This is a genomic window from Salmonella sp. SJTUF15570 (assembly GCF_043357055.1).
GTDB lineage: Bacteria > Pseudomonadota > Gammaproteobacteria > Enterobacterales > Enterobacteriaceae > Salmonella > Salmonella enterica.
In genome coordinates this window covers 12,295-38,784 of sequence record NZ_JBEUKJ010000008.1, presented here as the reverse complement: position 1 = coordinate 38,784, position 26,490 = coordinate 12,295, and the positions used below count along the sequence as shown (strand labels likewise).

The following is a 26,490-nucleotide window of genomic DNA, read 5'->3' as shown; positions in this document are numbered from 1 at the left end:
CCTTTTTCTTAAAGCCCTGGGTAAACGTGGGATATCTTACCCGGTTATCAGACGGTGGATAGTTCGGAAATGTTCGAAAAAACAGCAAAAAGCACATTTTCCTTCATCTTTATGCTGCGAAAGCCAACAGTACACTTGCACTTGACGTAATCGGCAAATACTCTTAGTGAGTAAATGTTTGCCGTGGTGGCAAGGTGTTAGAACAACAGAGAATATAATGATGCAGGATTTGCGTCTGATATTAATCATTGTTGGCGCGATCGCCATAATCGCTTTACTGGTACATGGTTTCTGGACCAGCCGTAAAGAACGATCTTCTATGTTCCGCGATCGTCCACTAAAACGCATGAAATCGAAACGCGACGACGACTCGTATGACGACGATGTCGAAGAAGACGAAGGCGTGGGTGAAGTTCGTGTTCACCGCGTAAATCATGCCCCCGGCCAGTCGCAGGAGCATGATGCCCCTCGTCAGTCGCCGCAACACCAGTACCAGCCGCCTTATGCGTCTGCGCAACCGCGTCCAGCGGTGCCGCCGCAGCCGCAAGCGCCGATGCAACAGCCGGTTCAGCAACCGGTCCAACCTGCGCCGCAGCCTCAGCAGGTTCAGCCATCTGCGCCGCCGGTACAGCCGCCGCAACAGCAGCCTGCACCGCCGTCGCAAGCGCCGCAGCCTGTTGCGCAGCCCGCGCCGCCGCCATCAGCGCAAACCTTCCAGCCTGCGGAACCTGTGGTTGAGGCGGAACCGGTAGTGGAAGAAGCGCCGGTTGTGGAAAAACCGCAGCGTAAAGAGGCGGTCATCATTATGAACGTCGCGGCCCATCATGGCAGCGAGCTTAATGGTGAAGTGTTACTGAACAGTATTCAGCAGTCAGGCTTTAAATTTGGCGATATGAATATTTTCCATCGTCATTTGAGCCCGGACGGCAGCGGCCCGGCCTTGTTCAGTCTCGCGAATATGGTCAATCCGGGAACGTTCGATCCTGAAATGACGGACTTCACTACGCCTGGCGTCACTATCTTTATGCAGGTACCGTCTTACGGCGATGCGCTGCAGAATTTCAAGCTGATGCTGCAATCCGCGCAGCATATCGCTGATGAGGTCGGTGGCGTCGTGCTGGATGACCAGCGTCGGATGATGACGCCGCAGAAACTGCGCGAATATCAGGACCGCATCCGCGAGGTGATGGACGCTAACGCCTGAGGTTAACGCAGGTGTGACATTTTTAACGTAACCCCCGCCTGTCGGGGGTTTTTTATCATTGATGGTGTGATATGGAACCAATCGAACAACAACTGACAGAACTGCGAACCACGCTTCGCCATCATGAATATCTGTATCATGTGATGGATGCGCCAGAGATTCCCGACGCCGAATATGACCGCCTGATGCGGGAACTGCGAGAGCTGGAGGCGCAACGTCCGGACCTTATCACGCCGGATTCGCCCACGCAGCGCGTTGGCGCGGCGCCGCTGACGGCATTCAACCAGATTCGCCATGAAGTACCGATGCTGTCGCTCGATAACGTATTTGATGAAGAAAGCTTCCTGGCGTTTAACAAGCGAGTGCAGGATCGTCTAAAAAGCACGGAAAATGTCATCTGGTGCTGCGAGCTAAAACTGGATGGCCTGGCGGTCAGCATTCTGTATGAAAACGGCGTGCTGGTGAGCGCTGCGACGCGTGGCGACGGCACCACCGGTGAAGATATTACTTCAAACGTGCGCACGATTCGCGCCATTCCGTTAAAGCTGCACGGCGATAACATTCCGGCGCGTCTTGAAGTTCGCGGAGAGGTATTTTTACCGCAGGCCGGGTTCGAAAAGATCAATGAAGACGCGCGCCGTACTGGCGGCAAAGTGTTTGCTAACCCGCGTAACGCGGCGGCGGGCTCGCTGCGTCAGCTCGATCCGCGTATTACGGCGAAGCGACCGCTAACATTTTTCTGCTACGGCGTCGGTATTCTGGAAGGCGGCGAGTTGCCGGATACGCATCTGGGGCGTTTGCTGCAATTTAAAGCGTGGGGGTTACCGGTCAGCGATCGCGTGACGCTGTGCGATTCTCCCCAGGCGGTACTGGATTTTTATCACAACGTCGAAAAAGATCGCCCCACGCTCGGTTTTGATATCGACGGCGTGGTGATTAAGGTCAACTCGCTGGCTTTGCAGGAACAGCTGGGCTTTGTGGCCCGCGCGCCGCGCTGGGCAGTGGCGTTTAAATTTCCTGCTCAGGAGCAGATGACTTTTGTGCGCGACGTTGAGTTTCAGGTCGGGCGCACCGGGGCGATTACGCCGGTGGCGCGTCTGGAACCGGTTCAGGTGGCTGGTGTGCTGGTCAGCAATGCCACGTTGCATAATGCCGATGAAATTGAACGGCTTGGCTTGCGCATTGGCGATAAGGTGGTTATCCGTCGGGCAGGAGATGTGATCCCTCAGGTGGTCAACGTGGTTCTGTCCGAACGCCCTGAAGAGACGCGTCCAATTGTGTTTCCAACGCACTGTCCGGTGTGCGGATCGGACGTAGAGCGCGTCGAAGGCGAAGCCGTTACCCGTTGTACCGGCGGGCTGATTTGCGGCGCGCAGCGTAAAGAGTCGCTAAAACATTTTGTGTCGCGTCGGGCGATGGATGTAGACGGGATGGGCGATAAGATCATCGACCAACTGGTGGAAAGGGAGTATGTCCATACGCCAGCGGATCTGTTCCGTCTGACGGCGGGTAAACTGACCGGCCTGGACCGAATGGGGCCAAAGTCCGCGCAAAATGTTGTAAACGCGCTGGAAAAAGCCAAAGCGACGACCTTTGCGCGTTTTCTCTATGCGCTGGGCATCCGTGAAGTGGGTGAAGCGACGGCGGCGGGGCTGGCGGCTTATTTCGGCACGCTGGAGGCGCTGCAGGCCGCCACGATTGACGAGTTGCAGAAAGTACCTGACGTGGGGATTGTGGTTGCTACGCACGTCTTTAACTTTTTTGCCGAAGAGAGTAATCGTGACGTGATTGGGCAGCTACTGGCGGAAGGGGTGCACTGGCCCGCGCCGGTAGTCATTAATGTGCAAGAGATCGATAGCCCGTTTGCCGGTAAAACCGTGGTACTAACCGGTAGCCTGAGCCAGATGTCTCGCGATGACGCTAAAGCGCGTTTAGTGGCGCTGGGCGCGAAAGTGGCAGGCAGCGTATCGAAGAAAACCGATCTGGTGATTGCCGGTGAAGCGGCGGGTTCCAAACTTGCCAAAGCGCAGGAACTGGGTATTACCGTGATTGATGAAGCGGAAATGATCCGCTTACTGGGTGCCTGAGATGGAAAAAGAGCAGCTGGTTGAAATCGCCAACACCGTGATGCCGTTCGGCAAATATCAGGGACGTCGATTGATCGACCTTCCGGAAGAGTATTTGCTGTGGTTTGCCCGTAAAGATCAATTTCCGGCGGGTAAACTGGGGGAATTGATGCAAATCACGCTGCTGATTAAAACCGAGGGGCTGACGCAACTGGTGCAGCCCCTGAAACGCCCGCTTTAAGCTTTTGCGGCGCGGCTTTCCTGCTGCGCCTGTAACTTCTCGGTCTGGCGTTTGTAGCGCCGCGCCAGCCCTGCGCAGACCATCAGTTGGATCTGGTGGAAGATCATCAGCGGTAATACCATCATACCCAGCACTGACGTCGGAAACAGAATATTGGCCATCGGGATCCCGTTGGCCAGGCTTTTTTTCGAACCGCAGAAAACAATAGTGATTTCGTCGGCTTTATTGAAGCCGCATTTACGGGCGACAAAGACGTTAATGGCGATGACGATCGCCAACAGTATGAGGCTGACCACGACGATAAACAGCAACGATCCCCAGCCGACTTTGTGCCAGATGCCGTTGACCACCGCTTCGCTGAACGCCGAGTAGACCACCAGCAAAATAGAGGTCTGATCCGTTTTCGCGATCCACTTTTTGTTGCGCGCGACCCAGTTGCCGATCCACGGGCGAGACAGGTGTCCCAGCACAAAAGGCAGCAGCAGTTGCAGCATAATTTTGCCCACCTCTTCCAGACTGCCCTGCGCGCCATGAATATTCATTACCAGACCGACCAGCAGCGGCGACAGGAAAATGCCCAGCAGACTGGACGCAGACGCTGAGCACACCGCGGCCGCGACGTTACCGCCCGCGAGTGAAGTAAATGCAATCGCCGACTGCACGGTGGCGGGCAAAATGCACAGATACAGAAAGCCACTGTAGAGCATAGGGTCGACATTGACAGGCGCCCACCAGGCAAACAGTACGCCGAGGACAGGAAAGAGCACAAAAGTGCTGCACATGACCCACAGATGCAACCGCCAGTGGCTGCCGCCAGCGATGATCGCTTCACGCGAAAGCTTCGCGCCATGCATAAAAAACAGCAGAGCGATGGCCGCTGTCGTAATACCTTCAACGACAGGCACAAAGCCGCCTTCCGCCGGGAAAAAAGAGGCCAGTAGTACCACGGTGATAAGTGTCAGCGTGAAAGGGTCAAGGATACGAAAAAGTTTCATAAAAACTCCTGAAAGTCGGTGCAGCTATTTTGCGTTTTTCGCTTTGAGAAATAAAATTGATTTATTGCATCTATATATGAATCTAGTCGATGAACTATTCACTGCGTCAACTGCGTATTTTTATTACCGTCGCCCAGGCCAAAAGTTTCAGTCGGGCAGGGGACAGGATTGGACTGAGCCAGTCTGCGGTCAGTCATAGCGTAAAAGAGCTGGAGCGGCAAACCGGCGTCAGACTGCTGGATCGCACCACGCGTGAGGTGGTGCTGACCGAGGCGGGGCAACAACTGGCGACGCGTCTGGAGCGGGTGCTTGATGAACTGAACAGCATACTGCGCGATGCAGGCAGAGTAGGGACACAATTAACCGGCACCGTGCGCGTTGCCGCGAGCCAAACCATTTCTGCGCATCTTATTCCGCAATGCATTGCCCAAAGTAATTCACTTTATCCCGCTATTGATTTTGTATTGCACGATCGTCCGCAGCAGTGGGTGCTGGAGAGTATCCGCCAGGGAGAAGTGGATTTTGGCATCGTTATCGATCCTGGCGCAGCGGTGGATTTACAGTGTGAAGCCATCTTATCAGAGCCTTTTTTACTGTTGTGTCGCCAGGATCATCCGCTGGCGCATCAGGAATGGGTGAGCTGGCAGGATCTTAAACAGGCATCGCTGGTCTTACAGGATTATGCTTCCGGCAGTCGACCGCTGATTGATGCGGCGCTGGCCCATTTTGCTATTGAGGCGGATATCGTGCAGGAGATTGGTCACCCGGCCACGCTTTTTCCAATGGTGGAAGCGGGAATCGGCATCAGCGTGCTGCCCGCGCTGGCGTTACCGCTCCCGCAGGGCAGCCACTTACAGGTTAAACGGCTGACGCCCGTAGTTGAAAGGCAGCTCATGCTGGCGCGGCGAAAAAACCGATCGCTCTCCACGGCGGCGCAGGCGTTGTGGGACGTGGTGCGTACTCAGGCCAGCGAATTAACCGCCGCGAGGGCGAAAGATCCGCTGTATCAGCTATAAATATCTATCTGTCCGTGTGTGAGGTGCGGTCTTGCCCTGCCATTTTTGACAGGGCAGTGTGTTAAAACAGGTATTTGATGGAATAAATAATGCCATCCTGCAGGAAGGATTCTCCTAACTTATTATCAGCGTAACGATATTGTACTCCTGCGGTCAGGTGAGGAGTCGCATTCCACCACAGCGCTACTGCGCCATTAATGCCATCTTTCCCGCCATTGCCCGCAGCGTAGGACGCATCACGGTCAAACTCATACTCATTCCAGTTCGTTACGCTGAATTTCTCACTACCCAACGAGAAGCTATAGCCGGCCACCCAACCTAATACATAACCATTATCGCCTGTGTAGTAGGTCTGATCGGTATAACGTTTGGCAAAGAAGGGTTTAAACCAGTAACCGTTACCTGTGAAGTTATAGCCTAAACCATAGAGAAACATGTCATCATGGAAATTAGCGCGATGAGGTGAACCGTACGTCCCGTAGGCATGGAGATAGAGGTTTAATCCTGTATCACCCAGATAAATACGGTTGGTATTTTTAAAGGTGTAACGCTGTTCGCTGCCTGGTTTAGCGTGGCGGCCATTGTAAAAATTTTCCCAGTCGAAGAACCCGTACATTTCTCCCCAGCTAAAATTCGCTCCGCCTTCCAGTTCCAGGTACCCAAAATCATCTTTATGGGATTTTTTACTGGTTTTTTCCGTGGTGTCTGATGTCCAGTCGAGGTAATGGAGGCCGATATCGGCGAACCCGCCTTTAAATTCCGCATGGGTGAGTGCGGGAATAATGAGTAAAGAAGAAAGCGTCAGAGTAAGAATTTTTTTCATAGCATATTTCCCTATGCCGATAATTATTAATGGGTTAATTAAAAAGAGGCAATTTATAAATATGAAAGCGGCATATTGTTAATATGAAGTGCAAGCAAAAACCAATACTGTTTTCCCTCTGTATTAATACAGAAGCGATCTAAATCTATCGATATTAAATGGCTATTGATGACACGTGAAAAGTGTATTGGTCAGCAAGGGGCGATGGTCGTTATAAAAAGGAGTCAAATTAAATCCGATAGAACAAGGAAACTTATGCCTCACGCTATTTTTTCTCATAATCCTGAGTATTGTGTTGATATTATTCATGCACATAAACCGGCATTTACCCCGCGCGTCGCGTTTATTTTAGGCTCCGGGTTGGGTGCTCTGGCGGATCAAATCGAAGATGCGGTAGCCATTTCTTACGAGAAATTGCCGGGATTTCCCGTCAGCACCGTACACGGCCATGCTGGTGAACTGGTGCTCGGCCATCTGGCGGGGGTTCCGGTGGCCTGTATGAAAGGCCGCGGGCATTTTTATGAAGGGCGTGGAATGGCGGTGATGACCGATGCCATTCGCACGTTGAAATTACTGGGCTGTGAAGTGTTGTTCTGCACCAATGCGGCAGGATCTCTGCGTCCGGAAGTGGGGCCGGGTAGCCTGGTTGCGCTTAGCGATCACATTAATACGATGCCCGGTACGCCGATGGTGGGGCCAAACGATGATCGTTATGGCGATCGCTTCTTCTCGCTGGCTAATGCTTATGACGCAGATTATCGCGCCATGCTTCAGTCCGTTGCGGTAGAGGAGGGATTCCCCCTCACTGAAGGCGTATTTGTTTCTTATCCGGGTCCGAACTTCGAAACGGCGGCAGAAATCCGCATGATGCAGATTATTGGCGGCGATGTGGTCGGAATGTCCGTTGTCCCTGAGGTGATTAGCGCACGTCATTGTGGTCTCAAAGTTGTTGCCGTCTCAGCGATCACCAATCTGGCGGAAGGGCTGGGCGATGTAAAACTCTCCCATGCGCAAACGCTGGCGGCGGCTGAACTTTCTCGGCAGAACTTTATAAATCTGATTTGCGGCTTTTTACGTAAGCTGGCCTAAACACAATGACTACGGCCCCGTATTGGGGCTTTATCTCACGGCAAGGAATAAAAAATGGGTATTACGTCCCGCTTAAAAGTCATGTCGTTCTTGCAATATTTTATCTGGGGGAGCTGGCTGGTTACCCTGGGCTCTTACATGATCAACACTCTGGATTTTACCGGCGCGAATGTCGGTATGGTCTACAGCTCAAAAGGACTGGCAGCGATTATCATGCCGGGCATTATGGGGATCATTGCTGATAAATGGCTGCGCGCTGAGCGAGCCTATATGCTTTGCCATCTGGTTTGCGCGGGGGCGTTATTATACGCCACCACCGTTACCGATCCCCAGACGATGTTCTGGGTGATGTTGGTTAATGCGATGGCGTATATGCCAACGATTGCATTATCCAATAGCGTTTCGTACTCTTGTCTGGCGAAAGCAGGTCAGGATCCGGTAACGTCATTTCCGCCTGTGCGCGTTTTCGGCACAATAGGTTTTATTGTTGCGATGTGGACGGTGAGCCTGATGGGGCTGGAACTGAGCAGTGCGCAATTATACATCGCTTCTGGCGCATCGTTATTGCTGGCCCTGTATGCGCTGACGTTACCGAAAATTCCGGTAGCCGAGAAGAAGGCGAACACCACGCTTGCCAGTAAGCTCGGACTGGATGCTTTTGTTCTGTTTAAAAATCCACGCATGGCAATCTTCTTTTTGTTTGCGATGATGTTGGGGGCGGTGCTGCAAATTACCAATGTCTTCGGTAATCCGTTCTTGCATGATTTTGCCCGTAACCCAGAGTTTGCCGACAGCTTTGTGGTGAAGTATCCCTCTATCTTGCTTTCAGTTTCGCAGATGGCTGAAGTGGGCTTTATCCTCACCATTCCGTTTTTCCTTAAACGCTTTGGTATTAAAACGGTAATGCTGATGAGCATGCTGGCGTGGACGCTGCGTTTCGGCTTCTTTGCCTTTGGCGATCCATCCCCGTTTGGCTTTGTGCTACTGCTGCTGTCGATGATTGTTTATGGCTGCGCATTTGATTTCTTCAACATCTCAGGGTCGGTATTTGTAGAGCAGGAGGTGGACTCAAGTATTCGCGCCAGCGCGCAGGGGCTATTTATGACCATGGTTAACGGCGTGGGGGCGTGGATTGGGTCTCTTTTAAGCGGTATGGCCGTGGATTATTTTTCTATTGATGGCGTAAAAGATTGGCAAACCATCTGGCTGGTCTTTGCCGCCTACGCTCTGGCATTGGCCGTTATTTTTGCATTGTTCTTTAAATATCAGCACCATCCAGAAAAACTGTCGACCAAATCATTAGCACATTAATTTTATTTGACTGGCGAGAGGATGTTCGCCAGTCCATTTTTATGAACAAGGACACAGCATGAAAGAAATTATTCTCTCCTCCGGTATTGGATTTGGTATTGGCGCATTTTTTACTTTATGCCGAATACCTATTCCTGCACCAAATGTTTTACCCGGGGTTTTATCTATTGTATTTATGTATATTGGGTATCTTGTCGTTAAATCTATTTTTTACTAAGTAATATGGTAAATTCCAGACGTTATCCTTTATTGCTGGAGTGCGATAGTGATGGAACGAGCCCATCGTATTGATCTAAAGCTATTACGTTATTTCCTCGCTGTTGCAGAAGAATTGCATTTTGGCCGGGCTGCTGCCCGGTTAAATATGTCACAACCTCCCTTGAGTATCCATATCAAAGAACTTGAACAGCAACTGGGTACATTGCTGTTTATTCGTCATTCCCGCAGCGTTGCATTAACCCATGCCGGGAAAGTTTTAATGGAGGAGTCACGTCGCTTGTTAGCCAATGCAAATCAGGCGCTGGCGCGAGTGGAGCAGATTGGTCGCGGTGAAGCGGGGCGCATTGAACTGGGTGTGGTTGGTACGGCGCTGTGGGGAAGAATGCGTCCTGCGATGCGTCACTTTTTGAAAGCAAATCCCAATGTTGAAGTACTTTTTCGCGAAAAGTCTCCAGGTATGCAAATGGCGTTGTTAGAGCGTCGGGAACTTGATGCAGGGATCTGGCGTATGGCTATCGAACCGGCAGTCGGTTTTACCAGCATACGTTTGCATGAATCTGCATTCATGGTTGCAGTTCCGGAAGATCACGATCTGGCATCCAGAGATTCTGTGCCGCTGGCGGCGTTGCGCAATGAATATTTTGTTACATTGCCTTCCGTACATTCTGATTGGGAATTTTTACAACGTGTATGCCAACAGGCAGGCTTTTCGCCAATGATTATTCGGGAAGTGGTTGAGCCGCAAACGGTGTTGGCGATGATCAGTATGGGGATCGGGATTACGTTGATGGCTGATGGCTATGCGCAAATGAGCTGGCCGGGTGTGGTGTTCCGTCCGTTAGAGGAACGTATTCCGGCGGATTTGTATATTGTGTATGACCAGCAGCAGGCAACGCCAGCACTGGAGAAACTGGTGGCGGCGTTGACGGTATGATGTCTGTGCCGGATGGCGACTAACGTCTTATCCGGCCTACGTGTGCGGTGTCGTCTGTGCCGGATGGCGATTAACGTCTTATCCGGCCTACGCGTGCGGTGTCGTCTGTGCCGGATGGCGATTAACGTCTTATCCGGCCTACGTGTGCGGTGTCGTCTGTGCCGGATGGCGATTAACGTCTTATCCGGCCTACGTGTGCGGTGTCGTCTGTAGGCCTGATAAGCGCAGCGCATCAGGCAAGACCCGAACCTGCGGCAGGTTCGAATCTTATAAATCGCAGATAGCAAAAAAGCGCCTTTAGGGCGCTTTTTTACATTGGTGGGTCGTGCAGGATTCGAACCTGCGACCAATTGATTAAAAGTCAACTGCTCTACCAACTGAGCTAACGACCCGAAGTGGTGGGTGATGACGGGATCGAACCGCCGACCCCCTCCTTGTAAGGGAGGTGCTCTCCCAGCTGAGCTAATCACCCACTTCGGTACTTCACACAATAAGAAATTTAGCTGGCGAGAAAGTGGTGGGTGATGACGGGATCGAACCGCCGACCCCCTCCTTGTAAGGGAGGTGCTCTCCCAGCTGAGCTAATCACCCACTTCTCAATTTCTTATCTACACGGCGGAGACTACATAAAGTAGTTGGTGGGTGATGACGGGATCGAACCGCCGACCCCCTCCTTGTAAGGGAGGTGCTCTCCCAGCTGAGCTAATCACCCCCGCTGTGTGGAGTCGCATTATAGGGAGAGTTGAAAATGAGTCAACGCATTTTCTAAAGTTTTTGTTTGTTCGTCGTAAAATTAAACAAAACGATCGTGAATTACCCCGCGCTGCATGATTTCTATACGGAAATAGCAAAGCGCAGTGTTCTGACCGGATCAACATTGAGGAATCAAGCCACAGTGATAGAATACAAGGCTATTCATCTTTCCAGGATTTGCCGGTTGTCGGCATCTTTATAAACGTAAGGCCATTTCATGAAAATCAAAACTCGCTTCGCGCCTAGCCCGACAGGTTATCTGCACGTCGGTGGCGCGCGTACTGCTCTTTATTCCTGGCTTTTCGCACGTCACCACGGCGGTGAGTTCGTGCTGCGTATTGAAGACACCGATCTTGAGCGTTCCACGCCGGAAGCCATTGAAGCCATCATGGATGGTATGAACTGGCTGAACCTGGAATGGGACGAAGGCCCATATTTCCAGACCAAACGTTTTGATCGCTATAACGCGGTGATTGACGAGATGCTGGAGGCGGGAACAGCCTATAAATGCTACTGCTCTAAAGAGCGTCTGGAGCAACTGCGTGAAGATCAGATGGCGAAAGGCGAGAAGCCGCGTTATGACGGGCGTTGCCGTCACAGCCACGAACATCATGCCGACGATGAGCCATGCGTGGTGCGCTTTGCCAACCCGCAGGACGGTTCCGTTATTTTTGATGATCAGATCCGTGGCCCGATCGAATTCAGCAATCAGGAGCTGGACGATCTGATCATTCGTCGTACCGATGGTTCGCCGACCTACAACTTCTGTGTGGTGGTGGACGACTGGGATATGGAAATTACCCATGTGATTCGTGGCGAAGACCATATCAACAATACTCCGCGCCAGATTAACATTCTGAAAGCGTTAAACGCGCCGGTGCCGATGTACGCGCATGTGTCGATGATTAACGGCGACGACGGTAAAAAGCTGTCTAAACGTCACGGTGCGGTGAGCGTGATGCAGTATCGCGATGACGGTTATCTGCCGGAAGCGTTGCTGAACTATCTGGTGCGTCTGGGCTGGTCCAGCGGCGATCAGGAAATCTTCACCCGCGAAGAGATGATCAAGCTGTTCTCCCTCGGTGCGGTGAGCAAGTCTGCGAGCGCGTTCAACACCGATAAACTGCTGTGGCTGAACCACCACTATATCAATACGCTGGCGCCGGAATATGTGGCGACGCATTTGCAGTGGCATATCGAGCAGGAAAATATCGACACCCGTAACGGCCCGCAGCTTGCTGAACTGGTGAAGTTGCTGGGCGAGCGCTGCAAAACTCTGAAAGAGATGGCGCAGAGCTGCCGCTACTTCTATGAAGACTTCAGCGAGTTTGACGCCGATGCGGCGAAAAAACACCTCCGCCCGGTGGCGCGTCAGCCGCTGGAAGTGGTGCGCGACAAGCTGTCGGCGATTACGGACTGGTCAGCAGAAAACGTCCACCACGCGATTCAGGCCACGGCGGATGAGCTGGAAGTGGGGATGGGTAAAGTGGGGATGCCGCTGCGTGTGGCTGTGACCGGTGCCGGGCAGTCGCCTGCGCTGGATGTCACCGTACATGCGATTGGTAAAACCCGCAGCATTGAGCGTATCAACAAAGCGCTGGGCTTTATCGCCGAGCGTGAAAGTCAGCAGTAACGCCAGCTAAAACAGAATAAACGGCAGGGCAGACGCCTGCCGTTTATTCTTTGTTAGTCCGCCTCATTGATACCTAAACGCGTCAGAAATCCGCGAATACCTTCCCGCGATAAAAACAGCGCAAGTTTTTCCTGTTCCTGAGCAGACATATTTTCAACGGCATCAATAATTTGTCGATAAGCGTGACTGTGCGCCGCGTTCGCATATTCTGCGAAAGCCTCTTCCGCCTGATAAAACGCAGGCAGTTTGCGAAAAGCCGGAATATTGAGAATAAACTCCCGCACGCTGGCATCAATATGGATGAGTCTTGCGCGTCCGCCTTTGACGCCGGGAAATTTTTCGGTTTTCCAGTGTTGTTCTCTGATCCAGCGATTGACGGTTTGTCTGGCCACGCCGAGGCATTCAGCCAGCTCTTCAGTGGTCATTTTACTGCGTAATCTTTTCATATTATTTGCTATCGCGTATCCCTAAGCGTTGTAACAAACCGGTAATCCCTTCACGCACGAGGAGAGAGGTAAACTGTTTCTGCTCGGATGAGGTCATCTCTTTGGCGAGCGTCATGAGCAGCGCTTCAAGCGATGCGTTGCTGGCAGGCGTGAATGTGTCTGCGTGATGGTCAACTGAACGTTCAGCGCTGCGGATATATTCACGAACCTGTTCGTTTACATGAACCAGACGGGCTTTACCGCCCTGGACGCCAGGTTTGGGCGATGTTGCCCAGCCTTCTTTCCGTACCCATTTATTGATGGTTTGTCGGCTGTAACCGGTGAGATTAGCGAGTTCTTCTGGCGTCATCCGTTCCTTGAACATAACGATTCCCTGAATAGTCGTGGGGTTAATTAGTGGTTCATTTTATAGCACCATTTTAGTCGAAACCGTGACGTGTTTAACTACTGAATGCGAGTTGTGCCGCAATGTCCTTTATTTGAATGCTTTTTCAGCGATTGAATTCGGCAAGTTCATTTTGCCGTTGACACATGCCGAGGGAATTCATATGATGCCGCCCGTCAACTCGACAAGCTTTACGTAGTGGGGCTATAGCTCAGCTGGGAGAGCGCTTGCATGGCATGCAAGAGGTCAGCGGTTCGATCCCGCTTAGCTCCACCAAATTTACTCCCGATAAATTTGGCGTATACGTAAAAGCACTATGGGGCTATAGCTCAGCTGGGAGAGCGCTTGCATGGCATGCAAGAGGTCAGCGGTTCGATCCCGCTTAGCTCCACCAACATTCGAACCCTCGCTGAAAAGCGGGGGTTTTTGCTTTTTGTCACAAAATTTATGGCCTCTGATCTGCTCTTCAGGTGCGTTTGTTTGCCGCTGCTTTTGCGGTCAATATGAGCTTTTGTTAGATTGCTTCATAATGCGAATATACTTATTATTCATGCGCCTTATATAATGATGTGAGCATTAAAGCAATGCCGGATAAGTGTAACGTATTAAAAAATATAAAAATATTCTTACTGGCCTTCTGCCTGACCGTTCCGGCTATTCTGCTATCTCGTCTCATTTCTCCCCGCGCCACAATTGATTCCAGCTATATCTTTCTGGCCTGGCTACCGCTCTGCGTCATGTTTTCCGTGCTGTTTTTATTTGGCCGCCGTGGCGTCGCGCCGATGGTAGGCGGAATGATGTTGACTAATGAATGGAATTTTCATTTACCTCTGCCACAGGCGATGGTGCTGCTATTTTGCCAGACGTTTCCTGTGTTGCTGGTTTGCGCTATCGTACGCTGGCAGTTGGGCGCGCGCTGGCGCTACGGAATACCCAACCAAGGCATCTGGCTACGCGTTTTCTGGTTAGGGTTAATGACGCCGTTTGGCATAAAAATCAGTATGCATCTGGCGGGGCACTACCTGGCTTTCCCGGTGACCATCTCTACCTTCTTTGGCACCGGCACCGCTATTTTCTCGATTGTTGATTTATTGAGTCTGATTTCTGCCGCGCTTATTTTTACCCTCTTTTTCTATTATCCGCTGCGGATGATAGTCAGCCCGCACTATATTCGTATTTTCTGGCGGAGGGATGTCGCTCCTTATCTCGCCAAAGAAAAACGCCTGTTTACGCTTCTCTGGTTTGCCACTCTGGCGACGCTATTAGCGGTGCTGTGTACGCCTTTCGAGACAAAGTATATTGCTGGCTATCTGGTGCCAGTCCTGTTCATTGGATTTACCATCGGCGTGGGGAAAATCAGCTATCCGCTGTTGAATTTTAGTTGGGCTCTCACTGCGCTATTCCTGCTTAGCTATAACCGCAATTTTCTGCAGGGCGTGGGCTCAGAATATTCGCTGGCATTTATCCTTTCAGTTCTCATTTCTTTTAGTATTTGTTTGTTATACATGGCGCGGATTAATCAGCGCAGCGAATGGTTGAATCGACAATGGCATTCGCAGGCATTAACCGATCCGTTGACGCAACTGCCTAACCTGCGTGCGCTGGAGCAGTTTCTTTTACAGGATGCCGGGCAAAGCGTGTGTTATTTACGCATGGAAAACCTGGAATTTCTGAGCCGTCATTACGGTATGCAGATGCGCGTGCATTGCGAACGCGAGGTGTTTCGCGTGTTGCAGCCGCTGCTGCTGGAAAAGGAGAAAATTTTCCATCTGCCGGGCAGTGAATTATTGCTGGTATTGACGGGACCGGAGACGGAAGCCCGCCTGCAATATATGCTCAATGTGCTTAATAACCGCAAAATTTACTGGAACAATACCGGTCTGGACATGGAATACGGCGCATCGTGGGGAACATTCGATGGTCGCCAGGAAACCTTGCAACCGCTGTTGGGGCAATTAAGCTGGCTGGCGGAGCAATCCTGTTCGCACCGTCGGGTGCTTGCACTGACCCAGAGTATTGAAGCCGCTTCCGGGCAGACGACGGAACGGGTGCTGCGGTTGCAGAAAATCCGTCAGGCGCTGGAGCGCGGCGCGCTGGTTTTGTATGCGCAACCCATTCGCGACGCGCAGGGAAAAGGGTATGACGAGATTCTGACGCGGCTTCGGTGCGACGACGGTATCATGATGCCCAATCAGTTCATTCCGCTTATCGCCCAGTTTAACCTGAGCGTACGGTTTGATATGCAGGTGATGGAAGCGCTCCTGCAATGGTTGTCCGCGCATCCTTCGGCGGAGCAGGGGGCGCGTTTCTCGGTTAATTTGATGCCGCTGACGCTGCTGCAAAAAGAGACGGCGTCGCGCATTATGCAGCTTTTTAAACGCTATGGCGTCCCGCCTGCTTCGGTCATCATCGAAATTACTGAAGAACAGGCCTTCTCTCATTCCGAAATCAGTATGCACAATATCAACCAGCTGCGTAAGTTTGGCCTAAAAATCGCCATTGATGATTTCGGCACCGGTTATGCAAACTATGAACGGCTAAAACGCCTCAAGGCGGACATCATTAAAATCGACGGCTGTTTCGTAAAAGATATTCTGACGGACTCCCTGGATGCGATGATCGTGAAATCCATCACTGATTTAGCGAAAGCGAAATCGTTGAGCGTCGTGGCTGAGTTTGTTGAAACGCCTGCGCAGCGCGATCTGCTATTGCAGCTTGGCGTACACAGTTTGCAGGGATATCTGATTGGCCGCCCGCGCCCGTTAGGTAAATAAGCGGCATAAAAAAACCGGGGATAGCTCCCCGGTTTCTACATTAAACGCAGACTTACAGTACCAGCGCCGCGATAGAGGCGGACAGTACGCTCACCAGCGTAGAACCGTAAACCAGTTTCAGACCAAAACGGGAAACCACGTTGCCTTGCTCTTCGTTCAGGCCTTTAATCGCGCCCGCAATAATACCGATGGAAGAGAAGTTCGCGAAGGACACCAGGAAGACGGAGATAATGCCTTCAGCGCGTGGAGAGAGGGTAGAGGCGATTTTCTGCAGATCCATCATCGCCACGAATTCGTTGGAAACCAGTTTGGTCGCCATGATACTTCCTACCTGCAGCGCTTCACTGGACGGTACGCCCATTACCCATGCGACCGGGTAGAAGATGTAACCCAGAATGCCCTGGAAGGAGATGCTGTAGCCGAACCAACCGGTAACCGTTGCGAACAGCGCGTTCAGCGCCGCGATCAGCGCGATGAAGCCGATCAGCATCGCCGCGACGATAATCGCCACTTTAAAACCTGCCAGAATGTACTCGCCCAGCATTTCGAAGAAACTTTGGCCTTCATGCAGGTTCGACATCTGAATATTTTCTTCGCTGGCATCAACGACATAGGGGTTGATCAGCGACAGAACGATAAAGGTGCTGAACATGTTCAGAACCAGCGCTGCGACCACATATTTAGGGTCCAGCATGGTCATATACGCGCCCACAATAGACATGGAAACGGTCGACATCGCCGTTGCAGCCATGGTGTACATACGGTTGCGAGACATTTTGCCGAGGATATCTTTATAAGCGATAAAGTTCTCAGACTGGCCGAGGATCAGCGAGCTGACGGCGTTAAAAGATTCCAGTTTGCCCATACCGTTTACTTTGGACAGCAGGAAACCAATAGCGCGGATGACCACTGGCAGAACACGGATATGCTGGAGAATACCGATCAACGCGGAAATAAAGACGATCGGGCACAATACTTTCAGGAAGAAGAACGCCAAACCTTGGTCGTTCATACTGCCAAAGACGAAGTTTGTCCCTTCGTTGGCAAATCCGAGCAGTTTTTCAAACATCTCGGAGAAACCTTTTACGAAGCCAAGGCCAACATCCGAGTTCAGGAAGAACCAGGCCAGTAATACTTCGATAACAAGTAACTGAATGACGTAACGAATGCGAATTTTTTTACGGTCGCTGCTAACCAGCAGTGCGAGTACCGCAACAACGGCAAGCGCCAGGACAAAATGAAGGACGCGGTCCATATTTGCTCCAAATATGAGGCAGGTTTAATTTTCGTGCACATTCTATGCAACAGCCGTAAAGAAAACGAGATCCAACACACACTATAATAAGGACCTGTGACGAGATTCAAAATTAGTGATCTGTAATACACTTTTACTGTACTGAATATGAAAATGAAAAGTTATATCAGTGTGCTAATCTTGTAATGTTAAGCCAAACTGTTCTGATACAGGTCGTCATCGTATCGGTCTATCGTTTCACACTATCAAAGTAATCACCCGTACCCATTGAAATGCACTTGATAATCATTATCAATAAACATAGCATGAAACATAGCAAAGGCTATGTTTTTGAGGCAAAAGATGACTGACAATCGCGTAGAGAATAGCAGCGGACGGGCGGCGCGCAAGCTAAGGCTCGCATTAATGGGACCTGCGTTCATTGCCGCGATTGGTTATATCGATCCCGGTAACTTCGCGACCAATATTCAGGCCGGCGCCAGCTTTGGCTACCAGCTACTCTGGGTGGTGGTCTGGGCGAACCTGATGGCGATGCTGATTCAAATCCTCTCGGCAAAACTCGGAATCGCCACGGGCAAGAACCTGGCGGAGCAAATTCGCGACCATTATCCGCGCCCGGTAGTCTGGTTTTACTGGGTACAGGCGGAAATCATCGCGATGGCCACCGATTTAGCTGAATTTATCGGCGCGGCAATAGGTTTTAAGCTGATCCTGGGCGTCTCTTTATTACAGGGCGCGGTATTGACCGGTATCGCGACGTTTCTGATTTTAATGTTACAGCGCCGCGGTCAAAAACCGCTTGAAAAAGTCATCGGCGGTTTACTGCTTTTTGTCGCCGCTGCTTACATTGTGGAGCTGTTTTTCTCTCAGCCTGATATGGCGCAGCTCGGCAAAGGAATGGTTATCCCGGCGCTACCGAACCCGGAAGCCGTATTCTTAGCCGCCGGCGTGCTTGGCGCGACAATTATGCCGCACGTGATTTATCTGCACTCGTCATTAACACAGCATCTGCACGGCGGAACGCGGCAACAACGGTACTCAGCAACGAAATGGGATGTCGCTATTGCTATGACGATTGCCGGTTTTGTCAATCTGGCAATGATGGCGACCGCCGCGGCGGCGTTTCATTTTAGCGGCCACACCGGCATCGCCGACCTCGATCAGGCATACCTGACGCTGGAACCGTTACTAAGCCATGCGGCGGCAACGGTGTTTGGTCTTAGTCTGGTAGCGGCAGGGCTTTCCTCCACTGTGGTAGGGACTCTGGCGGGGCAGGTGGTGATGCAAGGGTTTGTCCGTTTTCACATTCCGCTGTGGGTACGGCGCACCATTACCATGCTGCCCTCATTTATTGTGATTTTGATGGGGCTGGACCCTACCCGAATTCTGGTGATGAGCCAGGTGCTGCTGAGTTTTGGTATTGCGCTGGCGTTGGTGCCGCTCCTGATTTTCACCAGTAACGCTACGCTAATGGGCGAGCTGGTGAACACGCGGCGGGTAAAACAGATTGGCTGGATAATTGTCGTGCTGGTCGTCGCCCTGAATATCTGGTTACTGGTTGGAACGGTGATGGGGTTGTCATAAAGACAGAAAGATAGCAGGCCCGATGCGTGGGCGTCATCGGGCTGTTATTCAGCAGGAGGCTTAGTGATGATGTTTGTGACCCCGGCCTCGCCCGCGATGATCGTCGCGATCGCGCCAGCCTTCCCGATAACCGCGTTCATACGCTTTACGCTTATCCCAGCCGCGATGATAGCCGTTGTCATGGCGCCACCAGCGATTTTTACGCCATTCATAATGGTTGTGCCAGTAATCCCGGTCGCGCCAGCGACCACCGTCCCAGTAGTTACCGTAATCATCGCGATCGCCAATCTGTAATTTTATTGAGGGCAACAGGGTGATTTCGCCCGCATTCGCGGCAAGCGGTGTAAAAGCCAGCAAGGCTGCCGCCAGAATCAGTGACCTGAACATACTTTCTCTCCTTCACGATCGAGCCGTCGCCGGCCTGTTAATGCAATATTACAAAGCAGTAAAGATTTGTTTCATCGCCTTAACTCTTAAATCATGAAGGAGAGCATTTTTTGCTAAAACCGGCCCTCCAGAATAGCGTCAATTTCTGCACATTCCGCCGCCGAAAAACGGCGATTGGCCAGCATTCCTACGGCGTCTTCGATTTGCGACGGTTTGCTGGCGCCAATCAGTACCGAGGTAACGTTATCGTTACGCAGCACCCAGGCGAGCGCCATCTGAGACAATTTTTGGCCCCGTCGTGCAGCCAGTTCATTCAACCGGCGAACTTTTTCCAGTTTGTCGGCGGTAATCTGTTCTGGTTTAAGGAAACGGCTTCCGCTCGCCGCGCGGGAATCTTCCGGAATACCATTCAAATAACGGTCAGTGAGCTGCCCGCCCGCCAGCGGCGAGAAGGCAATACTGCCGACGCCTTTTTCCTGCAACAGCGCCAGCAGCCCGTCCTCTACCCAACGCTCAAAAAGCGAATATTTAGGCTGATGAATCAGGCAAGGCGTGCCGAGATCCTCCAGAATATCGATAGCTTGTCTGGCCAGATCGGCAGGATAGTTAGAGATCCCCACGTACAACGCTTTGCCCTGGCGCACAAGGTGATCTAACGCTTTCATCGTCTCTTTAAGCGGCGTTTCGGGATCGGGACGATGGTGATAAAAGATATCGACATACTCCAGCCCCATACGTTTCAGGCTTTGATCGAGGCTGGCGATAAGGTATTTCCGTGAACCCCAGTCGCCATAAGGGCCATCCCACATGGTGTAGCCCGCTTTGGTGGAGATGACTAACTCATCGCGCCACGGTAAAAAATCTTCCTGCAGAATGCGGCCAAAATTGCATTCTGCGGAGCCCGGCGGCGGCCCATAATTATTGGCGAGATCAAAGTGGGTAATGCCCAGATCGAACGCGCGTTGCAGCAGCGCCCGGCTATTTTCTATCCGTGTCGCATCGCCGAAGTTGTGCCATAACCCCAGCGAAATAGCGGGAAGTTTGACGCCGCTACGCCCGCAGCGACGATACTCCATTGTGTGATAACGATTTTCATCGGGCTGATAAATCATGACCTTTCCCCCTGTGGCGTGAATAAATAGTGTATACGGTTACACTCGCCAGGCGGTATCCGGATTTTACTGTTTGCCGCTGTAAACATTGTTTTCCAGGCTTTCATCCCCGTCGTGCTGGACAGCCATCGGCATTCCTTAATACTCAACATAATGTCAACGTCAAAAGGAAAGCTGTCATGCAAAACCCCTATACCGTGGCCGACTATTTGCTGGACAGACTGGCAGGATGCGGCATTGGCCATCTTTTTGGCGTACCGGGCGATTATAACTTGCAGTTTCTTGACCATGTGATTGACCACCCGACCTTGCGTTGGGTGGGATGCGCCAATGAGCTGAACGCCGCTTATGCCGCGGACGGCTATGCGCGCATGTCGGGCGCTGGAGCGCTACTCACCACCTTTGGCGTGGGAGAACTTAGCGCTATTAACGGTATCGCGGGCAGTTACGCGGAATATGTCCCGGTCTTGCATATCGTCGGCGCGCCTTGTAGCGCTGCGCAGCAGCGTGGCGAATTGATGCACCATACCCTCGGCGACGGCGATTTTCGTCATTTTTATCGCATGAGTCAGGCGATATCCGCTGCCAGCGCAATATTGGATGAACAGAACGCCTGTTTCGAGATTGACCGCGTATTGGGTGAAATGTTTGCCGCACGCAGGCCAGGATACATCATGTTGCCCGCCGACGTGGCGAAAAAAACGGCCATCCCGCCTACGCAGGCGCTGACGTTGCCCGTGCATGAAGCGCAAAGCGGCGTGGAGACGGCTTTTCGTTACCACGCCCGTCAGTGCCTGATGAACAGTCGGCGCATTGCGCTCTTGGCCGACTTTCTTGCCGGGCGTTTTGGTTTACGACCACTGTTGCAGCGCTGGATGGTGGAAACGCCCATCGCTCATGCCACACTACTGATGGGGAAGGGGCTTTTTGATGAGCAGCACCCGAACTTCGTTGGCACCTATAGCGCTGGCGCCAGCAGCAAAGAAGTGCGTCAGGCCATAGAGGACGCCGATAGGGTTATCTGCGTCGGCACCCGTTTTGTCGATACCCTTACGGCCGGATTTACCCAACAATTGCCGGCGGAACGCACGCTGGAGATTCAGCCTTACGCGTCGCGCATCGGCGAAACCTGGTTCAACCTCCCGATGGCGCAGGCTGTGTCTACGCTGCGCGAACTGTGCCTGGAATGCGCTTTTGCGCCGCCGCCGACGCGTTCCGCCGGACAGCCAGTGCGGATTGATAAAGGAGAACTGACCCAGGAAAGCTTCTGGCAAACCTTACAGCAGTATCTCAAACCCGGCGATATTATCCTTGTCGACCAGGGGACTGCAGCTTTTGGCGCTGCCGCGCTGTCGCTTCCTGACGGCGCGGAAGTTGTGGTACAGCCGCTGTGGGGGTCTATCGGCTATTCCTTGCCCGCCGCGTTTGGCGCGCAAACCGCCTGCCCCGATCGGCGGGTAATTCTGATTATTGGCGATGGCGCGGCGCAGCTCACGATTCAGGAGATGGGCTCGATGTTACGCGACGGGCAGGCGCCGGTTATCCTGCTGCTCAACAATGACGGCTATACCGTAGAGCGCGCCATTCACGGCGCGGCCCAGCGGTATAACGACATCGCGAGCTGGAACTGGACGCAGATACCACCGGCGCTAAACGCGGCGCAACAGGCGGAGTGCTGGCGGGTGACGCAGGCTATCCAACTGGCAGAGGTCCTCGAACGTCTGGCGCGCCCACAACGTCTGTCATTTATTGAAGTGATGTTGCCAAAAGCCGATCTGCCGGAATTACTGCGTACCGTGACCCGGGCGCTGGAAGCCCGCAACGGGGGATAATGGCCCCCGCTGCGCCGGATTAGGGTTCGTGACGGTTGGCGGCCAGCAACGGTTTTCCCGCCAGCAATAGCCAGGCGGGGAGCATCACAATGCAGAGCAGCGGCAGCAGATTGGTATCCGGTACGACGACTGCCGCCATAAACAGACTGAGCCAGCCGTCGCGCGTCACTACCAGCACTAAGCCAAGAATCGCGCAGGAGACGGTAATCGCCGCGGGTACGGCCTCAACATGGGCATGGAGCATGAGCCCCAGCGCCGCGCCGATAAACACAGCCGGAAAAATGCGCCCGCCGCGAAAGCCGCTCGCCGCCGCGATGACCAGCGCGGCGAGTTTGACGACGGCTAAGGTAAAATAATCTCCCGCGCCCAACGTCTGGCTAAACGCCATTTGTTGCATTTCGTCCAGGCCTTTAAACAGGGTAAGCGGCCCGCCAATGACGCCCAGAATACCCAGTATAAAACCGCCAATGCCGAGAATCAGGACCGGATTTTTCAGTCGGTGCAGCAACTCATGCAGACGCGGAAGGCACCAGACGGCGACCATCCCTGCGGCAATGGCGATCGCCGCGACGATCGCTCCGCTGGCAATGTCCACCAGCCGCATCTGCGTGTAATGGGCGATGGGTAACGAAAAATGCGGATGAAAGAACAGGCTGGTGGTGAGTGACCCCGCCGCTGCCGCCATTAACGGCGCAAACAGGCGATCCCACATGGGAATATCGTTAGAGCCGCTAAGCGTTTGCGAAAAAATCAGCGCTGCGGCGACGGGCGTGCCGAACAGCGCGCCGATGGTGCCCGCTGAGGCCAGAATCGTCCAGTCTAACGCCGTGATACGCGGAAACAGGCGGGAGCCGAAAGCCGCCGCCAGCGCGATATTTATTGTCATTATCGGATGCTCTGGCCCCAAACTTACCCCACCAGCAAGGCCGATGATTAAGGCGAGAAGCAGCCCGGGTAGCGCAGATGGCGAGACCGGCATACTGATTAACGGTTCGATGGCCGGATCGGGGCCAGCGTGTCCGGGACTGTAACGGATAATCAAACCCACCACGATCCCGGTTAGCGTGAGCATACCCACTATCCAGAACGGCGAATCATAAGCGATGCCGATGCTGGTGGGCAGTCGTTGCCAAAGAAATTGCTGAAAAACCGACGCGACTTTCATCGCCGCGATTAAAACCAGGCTTGACGCTACGCCAATAATCAGCGCGGGGAGCGACAGCAGCAGCATCGTTCGGGCACGCGGGTGGAACATAATCTCTTCCTTACACGGGGTCGTATACCTATTTTGCACAGCCTGCCCGACGGCATTGCTGCAATTGGTGCTGAAACAAGAAAGTAATTCTGTGATGAAGATCTATATTTATAGGCAGTCAGCCTGATGGCCGTTGTTGTTATGCCCCCATGAATTTACAGTGTGACAAAGACTTATTTTGACTTTAGCGGAGCAGTAGAAGAATGACAAAGTATGCTTTAGTAGGAGATGTAGGCGGCACGAATGCGCGTCTTGCCCTGTGTGATATCGCCAGTGGAGAAATCTCGCAGGCCAAAACGTATTCCGGCCTGGATTATCCCAGTCTTGAGGCCGTGGTGCGCGTTTATCTCGATGAGCATAGCGTCAGCGTGGAAGATGGTTGTATCGCCATAGCCTGCCCGATTACCGGTGACTGGGTAGCGATGACTAACCATACCTGGGCTTTTTCTATTGCGGAAATGAAAAAAAATCTCGGCTTTAGCCATCTGGAAATCATCAACGATTTCACCGCCGTGTCGATGGCGATCCCGATGCTGAAAAAAGAGCATTTAATTCAGTTCGGCGGCGGCGAACCGGTAGACGGCAAACCTATTGCGGTGTATGGCGCGGGAACCGGCTTGGGCGTGGCGCATCTGGTGCATGTGGATAAGCGTTGGATTAGCCTTCCGGGCGAAGGCGGGCATGTCGATTTTGCGCCTAATAGCGAAGAAGAAGCTATGATTCTGGAAATATTGCGCGCCGAAATTGGCCACGTTTCCGCCGAGCGCGTGCTGTCTGGTCCGGGGCTGGTGAATCTTTACCGGGCGATTGTTAAGTCCGACAACCGTCTGCCGGAGAATCTGCGCCCGAAAGATATTACCGAACGCGCCCTGGCGGATAACTGTATCGATTGTCGCCGCGCGTTGTCGCTCTTTTGCGTCATCATGGGGCGATTTGGCGGCGATCTGGCGTTAACCATGGGGACATTTGGCGGCGTTTATATCGCTGGCGGTATTGTCCCGCGCTTCCTGGAATTTTTTAAAGCGTCCGGCTTCCGTGGTGGCTTTGAAGATAAAGGCCGCTTTAAAGATTATGTACACGGTATTCCGGTCTATCTGATTGTCCATGATAACCCTGGCTTGTTAGGCTCCGGCGCGCATCTGCGCCAGACATTAGGCCATATTCTATAAGCCAGATGGTGGCATAAACGCCTTATCCGGCCTACAAAAGTGTGTCATCTGTAGGCCTGATAAGCGCAGCGTCATCAGGCAATTAAACATTCTCTTGTCAGTCTCAAACCGCGTGCCTCACGCGGTTTTTTTCATTGTCTTTCCTGTGCATGAATGCTTCAACTGTCTGAATTATTTCACTTTACTCTTGCTGAGCGAAAGGTCAAACACCAGCTCGTTGAGTCATCATGTCATGGCGGTTAGTCAGGCGAAAACAGGGATTTATTTTACTATACGTATCCGGTTCGCTGCCTTATTTACGGTTTCATCGCGGCAGCTTGCCGGAAAGGATCCTCATTTTCGGGGAAATGTCCCTGAAAAACACCGTAATATGACATGATTGAATACCATTATTTTTAGTAAGGGCTTTAATTAAAGAGGAAAAACCACAAAATCAAAAGGGGATTATTTGATATAAGGTTTATTGACAGGAAATTATCGTCGGCTGCGCCACGTTACGTAAATTCAATGATATCAATTTGTTAATAATATGATTTGTTTGATGCTATAACTGACACGTTTAAAAAGTAAGTTTTTACGCTTGTTCCTCTTTTTTGTCGCTAAAAATATTTTCATTAGCCTCTCGACAGGAAGAAAATTTTCAGGCTATTTTCTAAAGGAGCCACCATCGTGGCAGCGTCGCTCGGACGGTCCGGGCGCTAACGTTAATCTGAGGATATTATGGCTGACTTCCGCCCTGAACGTCGCTTTACGCGTATCGATCGCCTTCCGCCCTATGTTTTTAACATCACCGCTGAACTCAAAATGGCTGCGCGTCGGCGCGGCGAAGATATTATTGATTTCAGTATGGGTAATCCTGATGGCGCAACCCCTCCCCACATTGTCGAAAAACTTTGCACCGTCGCGCAGCGTCCGGATACGCACGGTTATTCCACGTCTCGCGGCATACCGCGTTTACGCCGCGCGATTTCTCACTGGTATCAGGAACGTTATGATGTCGATATCGATCCGGAAACCGAAGCGATTGTGACCATCGGTTCCAAAGAGGGACTGGCGCATTTAATGCTGGCGACGCTGGATCATGGTGATACGGTACTGGTGCCGAACCCGAGTTACCCGATTCATATCTATGGCGCCGTTATCGCCGGGGCGCAGGTGCGTTCGGTTCCATTGGTAGAGGGAGTGGATTTCTTCAACGAGCTGGAGCGCGCTATTCGCGAAAGTTATCCGAAACCGAAAATGATGATTTTGGGTTTTCCATCTAACCCTACGGCCCAGTGCGTCGAACTGGAATTTTTTGAAAAAGTGGTCGCTCTGGCTAAACGTTATGATGTGCTGGTGGTGCACGATCTGGCGTATGCCGATATCGTGTACGACGGCTGGAAAGCGCCATCCATTATGCAGGTGCCCGGCGCGCGCGACGTGGCGGTTGAATTTTTCACGCTGTCAAAAAGCTATAATATGGCGGGCTGGCGTATTGGGTTTATGGTGGGCAATAAAACCCTGGTCAGCGCGCTGGCGCGCATTAAAAGTTATCACGATTATGGCACCTTTACCCCGCTTCAGGTGGCGGCTATCGCCGCTCTGGAAGGCGATCAGCAGTGCGTGCGCGATATCGCCGAGCAGTATAAACGTCGTCGCGATGTGCTGGTGAAGGGGCTGCATGAGGCGGGCTGGATGGTTGAAATGCCGAAAGCCTCAATGTACGTCTGGGCGAAAATCCCGGAGCAATATGCGGCGATGGGGTCGCTTGAGTTTGCCAAGAAGCTGCTGAATGAGGCGAAGGTTTGCGTTTCTCCAGGGATAGGCTTTGGTGACTATGGCGACACCCATGTACGCTTTGCATTAATAGAGAATCGCGACCGCATTCGCCAGGCCGTCAGAGGGATTAAAGCGATGTTCCGCGCCGATGGCGTGCTGCCGTCACATCCAAAACCCGTTGAGGCGAGCACGGAGTAGAAAAGCAAACAGGAGCCCCATGGCTCCTGTTTTTCTTTGCATTGTACT

The 26,490-nt window shown here is 52.3% G+C and carries 22 protein-coding genes and 6 tRNA genes; 16 read left to right on the top strand and 12 right to left on the bottom strand.

Annotation, left to right across the window (positions count from 1 at the left end; translation table 11 throughout):
* Window positions 1-217: 217 nt before the first annotated feature.
* From zipA to ABVN44_RS16505, 3 genes are all read left to right on the top strand, one after another.
* Window positions 218-1,204, top strand: coding sequence for a cell division protein ZipA (gene zipA / locus ABVN44_RS16515; RefSeq protein WP_023231430.1), 987 nt, complete (start codon window positions 218-220; stop codon window positions 1,202-1,204).
* Window positions 1,205-1,275: 71 nt separating this feature from the next.
* Window positions 1,276-3,291: an NAD-dependent DNA ligase LigA gene (gene ligA / locus ABVN44_RS16510; RefSeq protein ID WP_023201637.1), complete on the top strand. Its 2,016-nt coding sequence runs from the start codon at window positions 1,276-1,278 to the stop codon at window positions 3,289-3,291.
* 1 nt (window position 3,292) lies between these two features.
* Window positions 3,293-3,511, top strand: coding sequence for a DUF3820 family protein (locus ABVN44_RS16505; protein ID WP_001519708.1), 219 nt, complete (start codon window positions 3,293-3,295; stop codon window positions 3,509-3,511).
* Here the strand turns inward: ABVN44_RS16505 and ABVN44_RS16500 are convergent.
* Window positions 3,508-4,506 carry a bile acid:sodium symporter family protein gene (locus ABVN44_RS16500; RefSeq protein ID WP_000765569.1) on the bottom strand — a complete coding sequence of 333 codons (999 nt, stop codon included), beginning with the start codon at window positions 4,504-4,506 and terminating at the stop codon, window positions 3,508-3,510. The two genes, ABVN44_RS16505 and ABVN44_RS16500, sit on opposite strands and share 4 nt — an antisense overlap.
* Window positions 4,507-4,595: 89 nt before the next feature.
* Here ABVN44_RS16500 and ABVN44_RS16495 point away from each other — a divergent pair, with 89 nt between their 5' ends.
* On the top strand, window positions 4,596-5,522 hold the full coding sequence (locus tag ABVN44_RS16495) for a LysR family transcriptional regulator (protein WP_001109831.1): 927 nt from the start codon (window positions 4,596-4,598) through the stop codon (window positions 5,520-5,522).
* A gap of 61 nt (window positions 5,523-5,583) precedes the next feature.
* Here ABVN44_RS16495 and ABVN44_RS16490 read toward each other — a convergent pair whose 3' ends face one another.
* Window positions 5,584-6,345, bottom strand: a complete 762-nt coding sequence (locus tag ABVN44_RS16490) for an outer membrane protein (protein WP_000722926.1) — start codon at window positions 6,343-6,345, stop codon at window positions 5,584-5,586.
* Window positions 6,346-6,600: 255 nt separating this feature from the next.
* Between ABVN44_RS16490 and xapA the strand changes: the two genes are divergently transcribed.
* Genes xapA through ABVN44_RS16470 form a run of 4 tightly spaced genes read left to right on the top strand, consistent with a single transcriptional unit; the run spans window position 6,601 to window position 9,898 of the window.
* Window positions 6,601-7,434, top strand: a complete 834-nt coding sequence (gene xapA, locus ABVN44_RS16485; RefSeq protein ID WP_001119742.1) for a xanthosine phosphorylase — start codon at window positions 6,601-6,603, stop codon at window positions 7,432-7,434.
* A 54-nt stretch (window positions 7,435-7,488) separates the two neighbouring features.
* A complete protein-coding gene (locus ABVN44_RS16480; RefSeq protein WP_000513241.1) occupies window positions 7,489-8,745 on the top strand; it encodes a nucleoside permease in 1,257 nt (418 codons plus the stop codon).
* A gap of 58 nt (window positions 8,746-8,803) precedes the next feature.
* Window positions 8,804-8,962 (top strand): XapX domain-containing protein, encoded by a 159-nt coding sequence (locus ABVN44_RS16475; RefSeq protein WP_000658727.1) that lies wholly within the window; start codon window positions 8,804-8,806, stop codon window positions 8,960-8,962.
* 51 nt (window positions 8,963-9,013) lie between these two features.
* Complete coding sequence (locus ABVN44_RS16470; RefSeq protein ID WP_000438882.1) at window positions 9,014-9,898, top strand: LysR family transcriptional regulator; 885 nt, start codon at window positions 9,014-9,016, stop codon at window positions 9,896-9,898.
* 316 nt (window positions 9,899-10,214) lie between these two features.
* On the opposite strand, the gene ABVN44_RS16465 is transcribed toward ABVN44_RS16470, so the two are convergent.
* From ABVN44_RS16465 to ABVN44_RS16450, 4 genes are all read right to left on the bottom strand, one after another.
* Window positions 10,215-10,290, bottom strand: a tRNA-Lys gene (locus tag ABVN44_RS16465).
* A gap of 4 nt (window positions 10,291-10,294) precedes the next feature.
* Window positions 10,295-10,370 (bottom strand) — tRNA-Val (locus ABVN44_RS16460).
* Between the two features lie 43 nt (window positions 10,371-10,413).
* Window positions 10,414-10,489: transfer RNA gene (locus ABVN44_RS16455), tRNA-Val, on the bottom strand.
* Between the two features lie 45 nt (window positions 10,490-10,534).
* Window positions 10,535-10,610, bottom strand: a tRNA-Val gene (locus ABVN44_RS16450).
* Window positions 10,611-10,868: 258 nt separating this feature from the next.
* Between ABVN44_RS16450 and gltX the strand changes: the two genes are divergently transcribed.
* Window positions 10,869-12,284 (top strand): glutamate--tRNA ligase, encoded by a 1,416-nt coding sequence (gene gltX, locus ABVN44_RS16445; RefSeq protein ID WP_000695623.1) that lies wholly within the window; start codon window positions 10,869-10,871, stop codon window positions 12,282-12,284.
* A 53-nt stretch (window positions 12,285-12,337) separates the two neighbouring features.
* Here the strand turns inward: gltX and ABVN44_RS16440 are convergent, their stop codons facing one another.
* Together ABVN44_RS16440 and ABVN44_RS16435 are read right to left on the bottom strand one after the other, a co-directional pair.
* A complete protein-coding gene (locus tag ABVN44_RS16440; RefSeq protein ID WP_000826514.1) occupies window positions 12,338-12,730 on the bottom strand; it encodes a YfeC-like transcriptional regulator in 393 nt (130 codons plus the stop codon).
* A gap of 1 nt (window position 12,731) precedes the next feature.
* Window positions 12,732-13,094, bottom strand: a complete 363-nt coding sequence (locus tag ABVN44_RS16435) for a YfeC-like transcriptional regulator (RefSeq protein WP_000472034.1) — start codon at window positions 13,092-13,094, stop codon at window positions 12,732-12,734.
* Between the two features lie 221 nt (window positions 13,095-13,315).
* Here ABVN44_RS16435 and ABVN44_RS16430 point away from each other — a divergent pair.
* From ABVN44_RS16430 to ABVN44_RS16420, 3 genes are all read left to right on the top strand, one after another.
* Window positions 13,316-13,391, top strand: a tRNA-Ala gene (locus ABVN44_RS16430).
* Between the two features lie 42 nt (window positions 13,392-13,433).
* Window positions 13,434-13,509, top strand: a tRNA-Ala gene (locus ABVN44_RS16425).
* A gap of 190 nt (window positions 13,510-13,699) precedes the next feature.
* Window positions 13,700-15,889: a sensor domain-containing phosphodiesterase gene (locus tag ABVN44_RS16420; protein ID WP_001112941.1), complete on the top strand. Its 2,190-nt coding sequence runs from the start codon at window positions 13,700-13,702 to the stop codon at window positions 15,887-15,889.
* A gap of 52 nt (window positions 15,890-15,941) precedes the next feature.
* Here the strand turns inward: ABVN44_RS16420 and nupC are convergent, their stop codons facing one another.
* The gene (nupC, locus tag ABVN44_RS16415; protein ID WP_000376347.1) at window positions 15,942-17,144 is read right to left on the bottom strand and encodes a nucleoside permease NupC; all 1,203 of its coding nucleotides are present in this window, start codon (window positions 17,142-17,144) and stop codon (window positions 15,942-15,944) included.
* Between the two features lie 342 nt (window positions 17,145-17,486).
* On the opposite strand from nupC, the gene ABVN44_RS16410 reads away from it, so the two are divergent.
* A complete protein-coding gene (locus ABVN44_RS16410) occupies window positions 17,487-18,728 on the top strand; it encodes an Nramp family divalent metal transporter (protein ID WP_000131734.1) in 1,242 nt (413 codons plus the stop codon).
* Window positions 18,729-18,788: 60 nt separating this feature from the next.
* Here the strand turns inward: ABVN44_RS16410 and ypeC are convergent, their stop codons facing one another.
* Together ypeC and mgrA are read right to left on the bottom strand one after the other, a co-directional pair.
* On the bottom strand, window positions 18,789-19,115 hold the full coding sequence (gene ypeC, locus ABVN44_RS16405; RefSeq protein WP_000490091.1) for a DUF2502 domain-containing protein YpeC: 327 nt from the start codon (window positions 19,113-19,115) through the stop codon (window positions 18,789-18,791).
* A 113-nt stretch (window positions 19,116-19,228) separates the two neighbouring features.
* Window positions 19,229-20,227: an L-glyceraldehyde 3-phosphate reductase gene (gene mgrA / locus ABVN44_RS16400; RefSeq protein ID WP_020899059.1), complete on the bottom strand. Its 999-nt coding sequence runs from the start codon at window positions 20,225-20,227 to the stop codon at window positions 19,229-19,231.
* Between the two features lie 179 nt (window positions 20,228-20,406).
* Between mgrA and ABVN44_RS16395 the strand changes: the two genes are divergently transcribed.
* The gene (locus ABVN44_RS16395) at window positions 20,407-22,059 is read left to right on the top strand and encodes an alpha-keto acid decarboxylase family protein (RefSeq protein WP_023232131.1); all 1,653 of its coding nucleotides are present in this window, start codon (window positions 20,407-20,409) and stop codon (window positions 22,057-22,059) included.
* 19 nt (window positions 22,060-22,078) lie between these two features.
* Here the strand turns inward: ABVN44_RS16395 and ABVN44_RS16390 are convergent, their stop codons facing one another.
* Complete coding sequence (locus ABVN44_RS16390; RefSeq protein WP_000468920.1) at window positions 22,079-23,314, bottom strand: ion channel protein; 1,236 nt, start codon at window positions 23,312-23,314, stop codon at window positions 22,079-22,081.
* Between the two features lie 203 nt (window positions 23,315-23,517).
* On the opposite strand from ABVN44_RS16390, the gene glk reads away from it, so the two are divergent.
* Both glk and alaC read left to right on the top strand, forming a co-directional pair.
* Window positions 23,518-24,483, top strand: a complete 966-nt coding sequence (glk, locus tag ABVN44_RS16385) for a glucokinase (protein ID WP_000170376.1) — start codon at window positions 23,518-23,520, stop codon at window positions 24,481-24,483.
* Window positions 24,484-25,203: 720 nt separating this feature from the next.
* Window positions 25,204-26,442, top strand: coding sequence for an alanine transaminase (gene alaC / locus ABVN44_RS16380; RefSeq protein WP_000763118.1), 1,239 nt, complete (start codon window positions 25,204-25,206; stop codon window positions 26,440-26,442).
* Window positions 26,443-26,490 lie beyond the last annotated feature (48 nt).